10 protein-coding genes are annotated in these 12,847 nt (G+C 70.4%); 4 read left to right on the plus strand and 6 right to left on the minus strand.

The genetic code is table 11. The features are described from left to right. Nucleotides 1-50: 50 nt before the first annotated feature. The 6 genes from nrfD to AS25_RS12180 form a co-directional block, all read right to left on the minus strand. Nucleotides 51-1,151, minus strand: coding sequence for an NrfD/PsrC family molybdoenzyme membrane anchor subunit (nrfD, locus tag AS25_RS12150; protein WP_035965404.1), 1,101 nt, complete (start codon nt 1,149-1,151; stop codon nt 51-53). Continuing rightward, on the minus strand, nt 1,148-2,227 hold the full coding sequence (locus tag AS25_RS12155) for a 4Fe-4S dicluster domain-containing protein (RefSeq protein ID WP_035965484.1): 1,080 nt from the start codon (nt 2,225-2,227) through the stop codon (nt 1,148-1,150). The genes nrfD and AS25_RS12155 overlap by 4 nt, the downstream gene beginning before the upstream one ends. A gap of 11 nt (nt 2,228-2,238) precedes the next feature. After that, a complete protein-coding gene (gene fdh, locus AS25_RS12160; protein ID WP_172644453.1) occupies nt 2,239-5,619 on the minus strand; it encodes a formate dehydrogenase in 3,381 nt (1,126 codons plus the stop codon). Nucleotides 5,620-5,819: 200 nt separating this feature from the next. After that, complete coding sequence (locus AS25_RS12170; protein ID WP_035965408.1) at nt 5,820-6,161, minus strand: hypothetical protein; 342 nt, start codon at nt 6,159-6,161, stop codon at nt 5,820-5,822. A gap of 126 nt (nt 6,162-6,287) precedes the next feature. Beyond that, a complete protein-coding gene (locus AS25_RS12175; RefSeq protein ID WP_052160969.1) occupies nt 6,288-7,178 on the minus strand; it encodes an SCO1664 family protein in 891 nt (296 codons plus the stop codon). Nucleotides 7,179-7,247: 69 nt separating this feature from the next. Further along, complete coding sequence (locus AS25_RS12180; RefSeq protein ID WP_035965409.1) at nt 7,248-7,919, minus strand: histidine phosphatase family protein; 672 nt, start codon at nt 7,917-7,919, stop codon at nt 7,248-7,250. Nucleotides 7,920-8,052: 133 nt separating this feature from the next. Here AS25_RS12180 and AS25_RS12185 point away from each other — a divergent pair, with 133 nt between their 5' ends. The 4 genes from AS25_RS12185 (at nt 8,053) to AS25_RS12200 (ending at nt 12,845) form a co-directional block, all read left to right on the plus strand. Beyond that, entirely contained in the window at nt 8,053-9,441 is a 1,389-nt protein-coding gene (locus AS25_RS12185) for a sigma 54-interacting transcriptional regulator (RefSeq protein WP_035965410.1), read from the plus strand. A 7-nt stretch (nt 9,442-9,448) separates the two neighbouring features. Then, complete coding sequence (locus AS25_RS12190) at nt 9,449-11,470, plus strand: VWA domain-containing protein (RefSeq protein WP_035965412.1); 2,022 nt, start codon at nt 9,449-9,451, stop codon at nt 11,468-11,470. 136 nt (nt 11,471-11,606) lie between these two features. Further along, complete coding sequence (locus AS25_RS12195; protein ID WP_035965414.1) at nt 11,607-12,362, plus strand: LppP/LprE family lipoprotein; 756 nt, start codon at nt 11,607-11,609, stop codon at nt 12,360-12,362. A gap of 153 nt (nt 12,363-12,515) precedes the next feature. Next, nucleotides 12,516-12,845, plus strand: a complete 330-nt coding sequence (locus tag AS25_RS12200) for a hypothetical protein (protein WP_035965416.1) — start codon at nt 12,516-12,518, stop codon at nt 12,843-12,845. Nucleotides 12,846-12,847 lie beyond the last annotated feature (2 nt).

The raw sequence follows: 12,847 nt of genomic DNA on the forward strand, positions 1-12,847 counted from the left end.
TCCCGAGCATGTGTTCGCACGTCAGCGGGACAGCTCCCGCCTCGGCGGACTCAGCCGGCGGTCGTGATCGAATCGTCGGTGATCCCGGCGGCGCGGCGCTTCTCGAGCCGGTTGCGCTGCGGGATCACGGTGTACCGGGGATCCTTCACGGATTCCTTGCCGGCCCAGAACACACCCCAGCGTGTGAGCGCGGAGGACGCCATCAGGGCGAGCCCCGAGGCGGCGGCGACCCAGCGGCGTCGTCCGCTGAGCAGGACACCCGCGCCACCGATGACCGAGAGCCGTTCGCTCCAGGTGAGCCACGCACCGGGCTTGCCCTGTTCGAGGGGCTCCACGGAGACGGGGTCCATCGCGCCCTTCATGACGTGCATGGCCGCGAGCTCCCCCGCGACCCCGGCCACGGCGAAGAACCGCGCGGGACCGGTCTCCGCCACGGGCGTGGTCACGAGCGCGAAGCCCCCGGACGCCAGGGACGCGGAGCTGACGAACACGAACGGCAGGTGCGCGTGCATCTCGTGCCACGTGGGCACCGCGGTGTCCCCGAGCAGCACGGCGGTGTAGGCCGCGAGCGGCGCTCCGAGGACGCCGGAGGCCACGCTCGTGGGCAGCTCGAGCGCGTGCAGCACCGGGCGCAGGGGGCCGAGCGGGAGGCGTTCGTCCGTCATCCGGTCCACCTCGATCGCGGCGGCCACGCCCGCATTGGTCGCGAAACCCGCGAGCAACCACGAACCCAGGCTCATGGGCGAGGTGGGCTTGACCGTGCGCATCATGTGCAGGAACCGCTCGGGGCGTCCGAGGTCCGCGACGAGCGCCACGGTCCCGAGGCTCGCCGCACCCAGTGCACCCAGGCGACCGTTGCGACGCAGCGCGGGCCGGTCCGTGAGGTAGCCGCCCAGGGACAGCAGCGCGGAACCCCCCGCGAGTCCGCCCAGGAACAGGTAGGACGCGATCTTGGAGTCCCACGGCGGGGCCTTGACGATCGGGCGGCCGTAGTAGGACGTGAACTCGGGCTCCGGCACCACGGGCACCTCGCGGGAACCGTCACCGCCACCGCGGCGGAAGGCTCCCCCGCCCGGGGTGCGGTTCTTGCGGCGTCGTTTGCCGCGCGGTTCCTGCGGCGGACGGTAGGCGTCGTACGGGGAGATGCTCATGAGCGATCACCCGCCGTGAACGCGACCGCGCCGAGCGCCAGCATGCCCACCATGGCCATGCCCGCACGCTTGAACATGCGCGGCAGGTCCGCCGTGGGGACGCGGGGATCCGGCGGCAGACCGTACACCTCGGGCTCGTCGAGCAGCAGGAAGATGGACCCGGTTCCGCCCACCCCGTCCTTGGGGTTGGCGCCGTAGAGCCGCGCCTCGGTCTTGCCCTGCTCGTGCAACTGGGCGACCCGCTTCTGGGCCGACTCGAGCATGGTCTCGCGCTCGCCGTACTTGATGGAGGTGGTGGGGCACGCCTGCGCGCACGCCGGGGTCTGGTCGTCCTTCATGCGGTCGTAGCACAGCGTGCACTTCTGGGCGATCCCGTCCTGGGGGACCTTTACGGTGTCCGGCATGGGTGCCGCGCCGCGCTGGGTCTTGGGCTCCACGAGGCCGTCGTCGCGGCGCTCGATCACACCGAACGGGCAACCGGCCACGCACGTCCCGCACCCGTTGCAGATGTCCTCCTGGACCACCACGGTGCCGTACTCGGTGCGCAACAGCGCGCCCGTGGGGCACACGTCCAGGCACCCGGCGTGGGTGCAGTGCTTGCACACGTCCGAGGACATGAGCCACCGGAAATCCGGGGTGTCCAGGACCGGGGAGTCGCCGTCCTGTGCGGTGGATGCGCCGCCGGTCGTGGCCGCGCTCCCGCAGCCCCCTCCGCCGGACGAGCAGCCGCAACCACCGGACGCGGGTTCGGCCGACGACGACGCCGCGGGCGGCCCCACGCGGGGCATGCCCAGATCCACGAGCGCCCGCCCGGATTCCCTAGCCTGCTCGATGCGGTCCCGCGACTGCTCGATGAACGCCACGTGCCGCCACGTGTCCGCGCCCAGGCCGCCCGTGTTGTCGTACGAGGAACCCAGCAGCTCGTAGTCGGAGTCCGCGGGGTTGCGGTTCCACTCCTTGCACGCGACCTCGCACGCCTTGCACCCGATGCAGATGGAGGTGTCCGTGAAGAACCCGCGGCGCTCGTGCGGATGATCCCAGTGAGAATCGTCCGCGAACCTGTCAGTGGGTGTCATCCGATCCGTGCTCACTCGTCCTCTTCCCGTTCCCGCACCGCGGTGCCGGCGCCTCGGGCCGTGGAACGCCCCGCGGACTGGCCCTCGCCGTGGGGACGCTTCGGATCCTCGTTCAGTTCCCGCTGCGGATCGGTGATCCGCTCGTTGCCGGTCCGGACGGTGAGCCCGGCCCGCTCCTGGTACTCCTCGATGAGCGCAATGCGTTCGGCACCGCGCGGCCTGCGGCCGGGGCGGATGTCGCACGAACCCGTCTTGAAGTTCTGGATCTGGACGTTCGGGTCCAGGGTGATCCCCAACAGGTCGTTGGCGGCGTCACCGCTGACCACGGCGTCCTTGCCCACGGCCCAGTGATAGGGCAGCCCGATCTGGTGCACGGTCTGCCCGCCCACCCGCAGCGGCGTCATCCGGTCGGTCACCAGGACCTTGACCTCGATGGCCGAGCGCGGCGAGATGATCGTGGCCCATCCGAAGGGCTCCAACCCCTGCTGTTCGGCGAGCTCCGGGGAGATCTCGCAGAACGCCTCGGGCTGCAGTTCGGACAGGTACGGCAACCAGCGGCTCATGCCACCGGCGGTGTGGTGCTCGGTCAACCGGTACGTGGTGAACACGTAGGGGTAGACCTCGCTGCCGGGCGCGCCCGCACTCGGTGCGGAGAGGTTGTCCTTACGGGGGAACATCACGCGGGCCGGGTTCTGCTGCTGCGGGTACAGCGCATTGGCCACCGGGGACTCCTGGGGCTCGTAGTGGGTGGGCATGGGCCCGTCCACGAGACCCTTGGGGGCGTACAGCCACCCCTTGCCGTCCGCCTGCATGATGAACGGGTCGTCGCCGTGCAGCGAGGCCGCGCCACCGAGTTCCGGGTCCGGCCGTGCGCCGGGATCCTTGTCCACCGGGAAGTCGGGCACGTCCTTGCCGGTCCAGCGCCCGGATTCCTCGTCCCACCACACGAGCTTCTTGCGCTCGCTCCACGGCTTGCCCTGGGGGTCCGCCGAGGCGCGGTTGTAGAGGATCCGTCGGTTCGCGGGCCACGCCCACGCCCACTTGGAGGCGATCTCGTCCTGCTCGCGCCCGGGAACCCGGTCCGCAGCGTGGTTCACGCCGTCCGCGTAGATCCCGGTGTAGATCCAGCACCCGCCGGACGTGCTGCCGTCCGCCTTCATCTGGGTGTAGGAGGACAGCGGCTTGCCCGCATCGGGACCGGTCTCGAACCGGCCGTTGATCTCGGCAAGCACGCTCTCGGGATCGGGTTCGCCCTCCGGAGTCAGGGGGTAGTCCCACGTGAGGTCCAGCAGGGGCCGGTCCCGGGGATCCGTGGACTCCGCCAACCGGGTGCGCAGTCGCCGGCCCAGGTCGTAGAAGAAGTCCAGCTCGCTCTGCGCGTCACCCGGCGGGGAGACCGCCTGGTGGCGCCATTGCACGAGACGCTGGGTCTGTGTGAACGATCCCGACTTCTCCACGTGGGTGGCCGCGGGCATGAAGAACACCTCGGTCTGGATGTCCTCCGTCTTCAGCTCGCCGGACTCGATCTCGGGTCCGTCCTTCCACCACGTGGCGGATTCGATCATGTTCAGATCGCGCACCACGAGCCACTTGAGGTGGGACATGGCGGTGCGCTGCATGCGGCCGTTGGACGATCCCACCGCGGGGTTCTGCCCCAGCAGGAAGTACCCGTCCACCTTGTCCTCGAGCATGGCCATGAGGGTCTGGTACGTCCCGTGCGGACCGTTGATCCGCGGCATGTAGTGGTACGCCCAGTCGTTGTCGTCGCGCGCGGCGTCCCCCCACCATGCCTTGAGCAGGTTCACGGTGTAGGCGTCCGCGTCAGCCCAGTAGCCTTTCTGCGTCTTGGACCCGATCGTGCCCAGGTACTCGGTGAGCGAATCGGACTCGACCGAGGGCATGGGCAGGTAACCCGGCAGCAGGTTGAACAGCGTGGGGATGTCCGTGGAGCCCTGGATGGACGCGTGCCCGCGCAGTGCCATGACGCCACCGCCGGGACGACCCACGTTGCCGAGCAGCAACTGCAGGATCGCGGCCGTGCGGATGAACTGCGCGCCCAGCGTGTGGTGGGTCCACCCCACGGCGTAGGCGAAGCACGTGGTGCGCTCGCGTCCCGAATTCTCGGTCACGGCGCGGGCCAGGTACTCGAAGTCCGCGGCGGAGATGCCGCACACCTCCTCGACCTTCTCCGGCGTGTAGCGCGAGAAGTGCCGCTTCAGGATCTGGAAGACCGTGCGGGGGTCCTGCAGGGTCTCGTCGCAGCGCGGTTCGGACGCACCCGTGGGCGCGCCGCCGCTGCCGAACTTGTCGCCGCCGGCTTCCTCGCGTTCCTCGTCGCCCTGTTCGTGCTTGTCGGTGCCGTCACCGGCGCCGTCGTCCTCGTCGTCGTAGGCCCACGACGAGAGGTCGTACGCGCCCTTCTCGACGTCGTAGCCCGAGAAGATCCCGCCGAGGTCCTCGGTGTCCTCGAAGTCCTCGTTGATGATCGTGGCGGCGTTCGTGTAGGACATCACGTAGTCGTGGAACCACAGGTCGTGCGTGAGAACGTAGTTGATCAGCGCACCGAGCAGGGCGATGTCCGAGCCCGCCCGGATGGGCACGTGCTTGTCCGCGACCGCAGAGGTGCGCGTGAAACGCGGATCCACGTGGATGATCTTGGCGCCGCGCGCCTTCGCCTCGGAGACCCACTGGAATCCCACGGGGTGGCACTCGGCCATGTTGGATCCCTGGATCACGATGCAGTCGGCGTTCGCCATGTCCTGCAGCGACTGGGTGGCGCCGCCGCGGCCGTACGAGGTTCCCAGACTGGGAACCGTGGCGGAGTGTCAAATCCTGGCTTGGTTCTCGATCTGTACGGCACCCGCTGCGGTGAACAGCTTCTTGATCAGGTAGTTCTCTTCGTTGTCCAGCGTGGCCCCGCCCAGGGACGCGATGCCCATGGTGCGGCGCAGCGGACGGCCCTGCTCGTCCGTGTCCTGCCAACCGCGGCGTCGGGCTTCCAGGAAACGATCGGCGATCATGTCGATCGCGGTATCCCGGTCCAGGGGCTGCCACTCGGCGGCACCCGGGGCGCGGTAGAGCACCTGGGTCTGACGGCCCGGGGAGTTCACGAGCTGCTCGCTCGCCGACCCCTTGGGGCACAACCGACCGCGGGAGATCGGGGAATCCGGATCACCCTCGATCTGGACCACGCGCTCGTCCTTGACGTAGACCTTCTGGCCACACCCCACCGCGCAGTACGGGCACACGCTCTGCACCACGCGGTCCGCGCTGCTGGTGCGCGGCGTGATCTCACGCGTGCGCTGTGATTGCACCGCGGAACTGCGGCCGGTGTGATCCCCGGTCCGGAGCTGGCGGATGACCGGCCACTCGAGCGGGCTGAATCGGGACATACCTCAAGAATAGACCGTTTACCGCGCGCGTCCAGGTGTCAGGTGTGTCGCGACGGCGACGACCCGCGCGGCCCTCACGGCGGCATCGGCCCGGGTCACGCCGGGATTCGGCCCGCACGGCGACGACCCGTGGCGGCCGGGCGGCCACACGGGCCACCCGGACGCCACGGGTCGTCGGTGGTCTGCGACGGCGTGTCGCGTCAGCGCTCGTCCATGGGGTCCACGGTCTGGTCCGCGCCGTCCCGCAACGAGCGGTTGACCTCGCGGTCGGCCTGCGGGTCCTGCACGAGGGCCTCGACCTCAGGGTCCTGGGTCTCGGAGGTGGTATCGAGCTCGGGGATCGTCTCCTCCTGCGCCACCTGCTCCACGTCGGCTTCCTCGGGGTGGGTCAGGGGATCCTCGTCGGCACCCCACTGGGCGTCGTCCTCCTCCCACGCGGAGTCCTCGTCACCGGTGGTGCCGATCAGTTCGTCCTCGCGGAACGTGTCGTCCGAGGCCTCGGGGTTGTCGAGCGGGTTGGGGTCCGGGATGGGCTGCGTCATGGGTTGCTCCTTGCCAGGTTCTCGACGAGCGCGCTGTCACGCGCACGGTCAGACTACGGTGCGGCGGCCCCGCGCCTCCACCGGACCCCCGGCCGCTTCACGCGCAGCGGACCGCTCCGGGGCGGCTCACACGAGCGGCCACGGGTAGCGCATGCCGGAGCGGTCCTCCGGGAGCCTGCCCAGCAGCGCGAGCGCACGGGCACGACGACGCAGCGCCCCTGTCTCCTCGGTCGTCAACAGCTCGGCCACCTCCGGCGGTGCGCCGTTCTCGGCGAGCGCCGCGATGTCCGACACGAGTGCCGGGGGCAGCGGGTCGTGCGCGAACTCCCAGATCACGGTGCGCAGCTTGAACGCCGCGGCGAAGCACAGGCCGTGGTCGATCCCCCAGATCCACCCGTCCGGTCCGCGCAGGACGTGGCCGGACTTGCGGTCCGTGTTATTGGTGATCACGTCGAACGCGGCCATGGTGCGCAGCGCCGTATGGGTGTCCGGGTGGTCCTCCACGATCGTGAAGTAGTGCTCCCGGGGGTCCGCGGCCACGAACAACTGCAGCGATCCGGTCCCGAACGGGGCGTCGTCCCGGATCACGGTGAGCGGGACGATCCCCCATCCGAGCGCCTCGCTGAGCAGGTACGCGGCACGCTCCCGGCGGTACAGACCCGGCGGGAAGTCGTGCAGGGGCCGCTCCCCGAGCTCGGGTTTGTAGATGGCCCAGCATGCCGTGTCCGAATCCGGCGGACCGAACGACGCGCCGTCGTGGGCGGCGTGGTCGGGGTCGGGCGCCGGGACGGGTGCGTCGGCCGGAGCGGCGTTGTCGCCGGTCGCGAGTGCCGAGCAGGCCGCGGCGGCGGGGTCGGGGACCTCGCCGGCACGAGCGTCGCCGTCGGTGCCGGTGACCGATTGCGACGCCAGCGCGCGCACCTCCACGAGGAACGTCTCATTGCTGCTGCGCGCGAGCTGCCCGAGCAGTGTGATCTCCCCCGTGCGCAGCAGCTCGTCCGCTCGTTCGGCCCTCACGACGCCGCTCTCACGACGACGCCGTCCCGCCGCCCCCGCGCCCGCTCCGGGTCGCGCCGGACCGGCCCGTCACGACGCCACCAGCTCCCGCAGGGAATCCCGCGTGGAGTTGACCGTGAGCACCACGGGATTCGTGTCGTCGCCGGAGGGCTCATCCGCACCGTCGGGCGCCGCGGGATAGGACAGCACCGAGATCGAGCACGGCCCCACGCTGAGCCGCTGGAAGTTGTCCAGGGGCGTGCCCATCGCGTGGGCCAGCAACCCGCGAATGGGGTCCGCGTGGGAGAAGCACACCACGGTCCCACCGGGGTGGAACCTGCACAGGCGCTGCACGGCATCGACCATGCGCTGCTGCATCTCGGGGAAGCTCTCCCCGTCCGGGAACCGGAACGCGGAGGGGTTGTGCTGCACGGTGCGCCACTCGGGCAACCGGTTGAGGTCGTTGAGCGCGCGCCCCGTCCATTGCCCCACGTCGAGCTCCAGGAGCGCGGGGTCCTCGCGGACGGGCAGACCCAGCAGCTCGGCACTCGGCCGGGCAGTCTCCCGCGCGCGTTCGAGCGGCGAACTGTACAGCGCGCTCACGGGCAGTTCCGCAATCCGCTCGGCCGCGGCGCGCGCCTGCTCCCACCCCTGCTCGGACAGGTGCAGTGCCGGGGAACGCCCCGGCAATAGCTCACCCGTCGTGGGGGTGCGGCCGTGACGCACGAGCAGGACGGTGGTCGATCCGCGGGAGTCGCTCATGCTTCGTCAGCCTAGAACGCACCCGCCCCCGCGTCACGGGCCCCGCCCCGCACGGCTCCCCGCCCGTCACACGGCGTCACCGAACCGCCCCGGGGGCTCGACGCCGCCGCCCACCCGGCGTAGCGTGACGCGCGTGAACGCCCAACCTGACATCCGCACCCTGGGTGACCTGCGCGCGTCGGGTCATGAGCTGAAATCCCTGCGCCGGGAGATCCGCGACAACTTGCTCGCGGCGCTCGCCGCGGAGGAGAACCCGTGGCAGGGACTGCACGGCTTCGAGCGCACCGTGATCCCCCAGTTCGAGCGCGCGCTGATCGCGGGGCACGACGTCGCGCTGCTGGGTGAACGCGGCCAGGGCAAGACCCGCTTGCTGCGCACCCTGCCACGGCTGTTGGACGAGTGGACGCCCGTGATCGCGGGCTCCGAACTCAACGAACACCCCTACGAACCGCTCACCGCCGAGTCCACCGCGCGGATCGCCGCGGAGGGTGACGACCTACCGATCACGTGGCGCCATCGCGACGAGCGTTACGTGGAGAAGCTGTCCACCCCGGACACGTCCGTCGCGGACCTGATCGGGGACGTGGACCCCATGCGGGTCGCGGAGGGGCGGCGACTCGGGGACCCCGAGACCATCCACTACGGGCTGATCCCGCGCGCGAACCGCGGGATCGTGGCGCTCAACGAACTACCTGACCTGGCCGAGCGCATCCAGGTGGCCCTGCTCAACGTCATGGAAGAGCGGGACATCCAGATCCGCGGCTATGTGCTGCGCTTGCCGCTGGACGTCATGGTCGTGGCCTCCGCCAACCCGGAGGACTACACCAACCGCGGGCGGATCATCACCCCGCTCAAGGACCGCTTCGGGGCGGAGATCCGCACCCACTACCCGCTCGAACTCGAGGACGAGATGGCCGTGATCCGCCAGGAGGCCGAACTCACCGCCGAGGTCCCGGACATCATCCTGGAGATCCTTGCCCGATTCACCCGACAACTGCGTGAATCCAGCGCGGTGAACCAGTCCTCCGGTGTCTCCGCGCGCTTCGCGATCGCGGGAGCTGAAACCGTGGCGGCCGCCGCCCGGCACCGCGCCACGGTGCGCCCCGGTGACCCCGCCGTGGCCCGGCTCGTGGACGTGGACACCGCGGTGGCCGTGCTCGGCGGGAAGGTCGAGTTCGAATCCGGTGAGGAGGGCCGCGAGGACGACATCCTGGAGCACCTGCTGCGTACCGCGACCGCGCAGACCGTGCGGGAACACTTCCGCGGCCTGGACCTTTCTCCCCTGGTCGCGGCGTTCGACGGTCAGCGCACCATCACGACCGGCGAGCGCGTGGGCGCCCAGGAGTTCCTCGACGCCCTCCCCACCCTCGAGGACTCCGATCTCTACGACCGGTTGGCCGAACGTGTAGGCGGCGAGGGGCCCGGGTACCGCGCGACCGCCGTCGAACTCGCCCTGGAGGGACTGTTCCTGACACGGAAGCTCTCCAAGGAGTCCGGCGACGGGGAAACCGTCTACGGATAGGCCTCCCATGCGCACACCCCGGCATTCTTCACGGTACGGTCGTTACTCCGGCGGCCCCGATCCCCTGGCCCCACCCGTGGACCTCGGGGAGGTCCTGGACGCCGTGACCGAGGACGTCATGGCCGGCTACTCCCCCGACCAGGCCCTGCGCGAATTCCTGCGCCGCGGCGGGCGCAACCAGCGCGGACTGGACGATCTGGCGCGCCAGGTGCATCAGCGGCGTCGGGAACTACTGAGCCGGCACCGCCTGGACGGCACCGTGCAGGAGGCCAAAAAGCTGCTCGATCGTGCGCTGCGCGAGGAGCGCGACCAGTTCCTGCGGGACGCGCGCATGGATCCCACGGACCGGCAGTTCCGGGAGATGCGCCTGGACGCCCTGCCGTCCTCCACCGCGGCGGCCGTGACGGAACTGTCCGACTACGACTGGCAGTCGGACGCCGCACGGCGCAACTACGAACAGATCAAGGACCTGCTGGGCCGCGAACTGCTCGAGCAGCGCTTCGCGGGGATGAAGAACGCGCTGCAGAACGCCACGGACGAGGACCGCGCCGCGGTCTCCCACATGCTCGAGGACCTCAACGACCTGCTCGAGAAGCACGCCCGCGGCGAGGACACACCCGAGGACTTCGAGCGGTTCATGAACCGGCACGGGGACCAGTTCCCCGAGAACCCGCAGGACATCGACGAGCTCATCGACACGCTGGCTCAGCGCTCCGCCGCCGCGCAGCGCATGATGCGCTCCATGACCCCGGAGCAGCGCGAGGAGCTCATGGCACTGTCCGCGCAGGCGTTCGGCTCCCCCGAACTGATGTCTCAACTGGACCGCCTCGACGCCGCGCTGCAGGGCCTGCGTCCCGGGTTGGACTGGTCCGGTTCGGAGCAGTTCGAGGGCGATCAAGGCCTCGGTCTCGGGGACGGGACGGGTGTGCTGCAGGACCTCGCGGACCTGGACGCCCTGAGCGAGCAGCTGTCCCAGTCCTATGCGGGTTCCACGCTCTCGGACCTGGACGTGGCCGCGCTGGCCCGGCAACTGGGCGACGACGCCGCCGTCGCCGCGCGCACGCTTACCGAGCTCGAGCGCGCCATGCGGAACAGCGGCTACCTGCGCCGCGGCACGGACGGCGAATTGCGGTTGTCCCCGCGGGCCATGCGCAAGCTCGGCAAATCCCTGTTGCGCGACGCCGCCGGGAGACTCTCCGGTCGCAGTGGCCGCCGGGACACCCGGCTCGCCGGGGCCGCCGGTGAGCCGACCGGCTCGTCCCGCCCGTGGCAGTTCGGGGACGTGGAACCGTGGGACGTGACCCGCACGGTGACCAACGCGGTGACCCGCACGGCGGCGTCGGGCGCGGATCCGAGCGCGGGTCTGCGGATCGACGTCCAGGACATCGAGGTGCGCGAAACGGAAGCGCGCACGCAAGCCGCGGTGGCACTGCTCGTGGACACGTCCTTCTCCATGGCGTTGAACGGGCGCTGGGTCCCCATGAAGCGCACGGCGATCGCCCTGCACCAGTTGATCTCCACCCGCTTCCGGGGTGACGCGCTCGAACTGATCACGTTCGGGCGCTACGCCCAGACCATGGACATCGCCGAGTTGACCGCGCTGCCCGCGTGGCACGAACAGGGCACCAACCTGCATCACGGCCTGCTGCTCGCGCAGCGCTTCTTCCGCAAGCACCCCACCATGCACCCCGTGCTGCTCGTGGTCACGGACGGTGAGGCCACCGCCCACCTGGAACCCGGTGGGGAGGCGTGGTTCATGTACCCGCCCGATCGGGAGACCCTCCGGCTCACCGTGGCGCAGCTGGACGCCGTGGCCCGGCGCGGGACCGAGATCACCCTGTTCCGGCTGGGGGACGATCCCGGGCTCGTGCGCTTCATCGCCGCCCTGGCCCGCCGGGTGCGTGGTCGGGTGGTTGCCCCGGATCCCGAGGACCTCGACGCCGCGGTGCTGGGCGAATACATGCGGTCACGTTCCCGGGACAGCTCCTGGGGTGGGTCGGGTGACGGCTTCGCGGACGACGACGCGTGACGGTCTCCGGAGTGAAAGCCCTGGTCACGGGCTAGTTCTTTTGCATTTGCATAGAAGTATTGCTTAAGTGAAGACGAGCCCCCACCCTGGAACCACCCGTGGACATCGGGGAACGGATGAGACGAGAGGATTCGTCATGCACCGCACACGCACGTTGACCGCAGCAGCCGCCCTCCTGGTCCTGCCACTGGGCGGGCTCACCGGATGCAGCTCCTCGCCCGCGGAACAACCACAGTCCATGGCCACCTCCTCCGAGATCGCCGACGGGCCCACCTCCGGCATCCGCTCCCAGGCCGCGAGCCCGCAGGCCGGGGCCGACGCCGCAGCGACCGGCCAGGCTCCCGCCGCCCCGGTGTCCGCGCCCACCGCGCAGCCCGAGGGTCACATGACCGCGTCCGACACCCCCGCCCCCGGGTCGCAGAGCCCCGAGGCGACCACGGCGTCGTCGTCCGCGACCCCCGAACCGTCCGGGTCCTGCGCTAACACCACCGCGGAGCAGGCCGTGAACGAGAACATCGACAAGGTGGGCCCGGCATTCCCCGAGGGCAATGTTCCCGACGCCGAGTGGCTGGCCGTCGACACCCAGACCTACGACCCGTGCGCGGACCTGTCGTGGGTCACGCTGACGATCCGCGGGGGCACGGCGTCCTCCCCGTCGCAGCAGATGCTCTTCCACGACGGCGAGTACCTGGGCACGACCACCAAGGAGGGCATCGCCTTCTCCCCCGAGACCGTGCGGCTGTCCGATTCCGCCATCCAGGTCACCTACCGGTGGGCCAAGGAGGGCGAGAGCAATGCCGGTGCGAGCGGGCGGGCCGTGTCCACCTATTCCTGGAACCCGAACACCGAGTCCGTGGACCACGCGGGCGAGTGGCCCCCGGGTATCGGCTGAGCCGCGCCCCGGCGCCCGGTTTCGACAACGCCACCACGCGCCGTCGTCCCCGCGCTCCATCGGGACGGCGGCGCGGCCGCGTGGCTGTCCACCGTGGCATGCCACGTGTGACACGATGAGCGCACGGGACGCACCCCACCGGCGAGGAGAGTCATGAACCTGCTGCGCACGCTCGTGACCGCATCCGCCGGAGCGTACACGGCCAACTGCGCGCTGGGGGCGTCCGTGGCCGCCCGGTGGGTGGACACCTCGAACGTCCGGTGGATCCACCACGGTCTGTACATCACCACCTCCGCCGTGACCGCGGCGGCATGCGTGGCCGCGGTGCGTGAACGCTCCCCAGTGGCGGCGGTCCTCGCACCGGCGGTCGTCCCGCTCTTCCTGTTGCAGCACCACGGTGCGCGTCCGCTGCAACGTCACACCCGAGACGCCCTGGCGGCGGCTCCCTGCTACGTGGCCGGCCTCGCGCTGGCCTGGAGGTGAAT

This window comes from Kocuria marina (genome assembly GCF_000786655.1).
GTDB classification, from domain to species: Bacteria; Actinomycetota; Actinomycetes; order Actinomycetales; family Micrococcaceae; genus Kocuria; species Kocuria marina_A.

What these genes read in the sequence shown, in the direction of transcription:
- nrfD (WP_035965404.1), bottom strand. Translation starts at nt 1,151, where the DNA reads ATGAGCATCTCCCCGTACGACGCCTACCGTCCGCCGCAGGAACCGCGC.
- AS25_RS12155 (WP_035965484.1), bottom strand. Translation starts at nt 2,227, where the DNA reads ATGACACCCACTGACAGGTTCGCGGACGATTCTCACTGGGATCATCCG.
- AS25_RS12170 (WP_035965408.1), bottom strand. Translation starts at nt 6,161, where the DNA reads ATGACGCAGCCCATCCCGGACCCCAACCCGCTCGACAACCCCGAGGCC.
- AS25_RS12180 (WP_035965409.1), bottom strand. Translation starts at nt 7,919, where the DNA reads ATGAGCGACTCCCGCGGATCGACCACCGTCCTGCTCGTGCGTCACGGC.
- AS25_RS12190 (WP_035965412.1), top strand. Translation starts at nt 9,449, where the DNA reads ATGCGCACACCCCGGCATTCTTCACGGTACGGTCGTTACTCCGGCGGC.
- AS25_RS12195 (WP_035965414.1), top strand. Translation starts at nt 11,607, where the DNA reads ATGCACCGCACACGCACGTTGACCGCAGCAGCCGCCCTCCTGGTCCTG.
- AS25_RS12200 (WP_035965416.1), top strand. Translation starts at nt 12,516, where the DNA reads ATGAACCTGCTGCGCACGCTCGTGACCGCATCCGCCGGAGCGTACACG.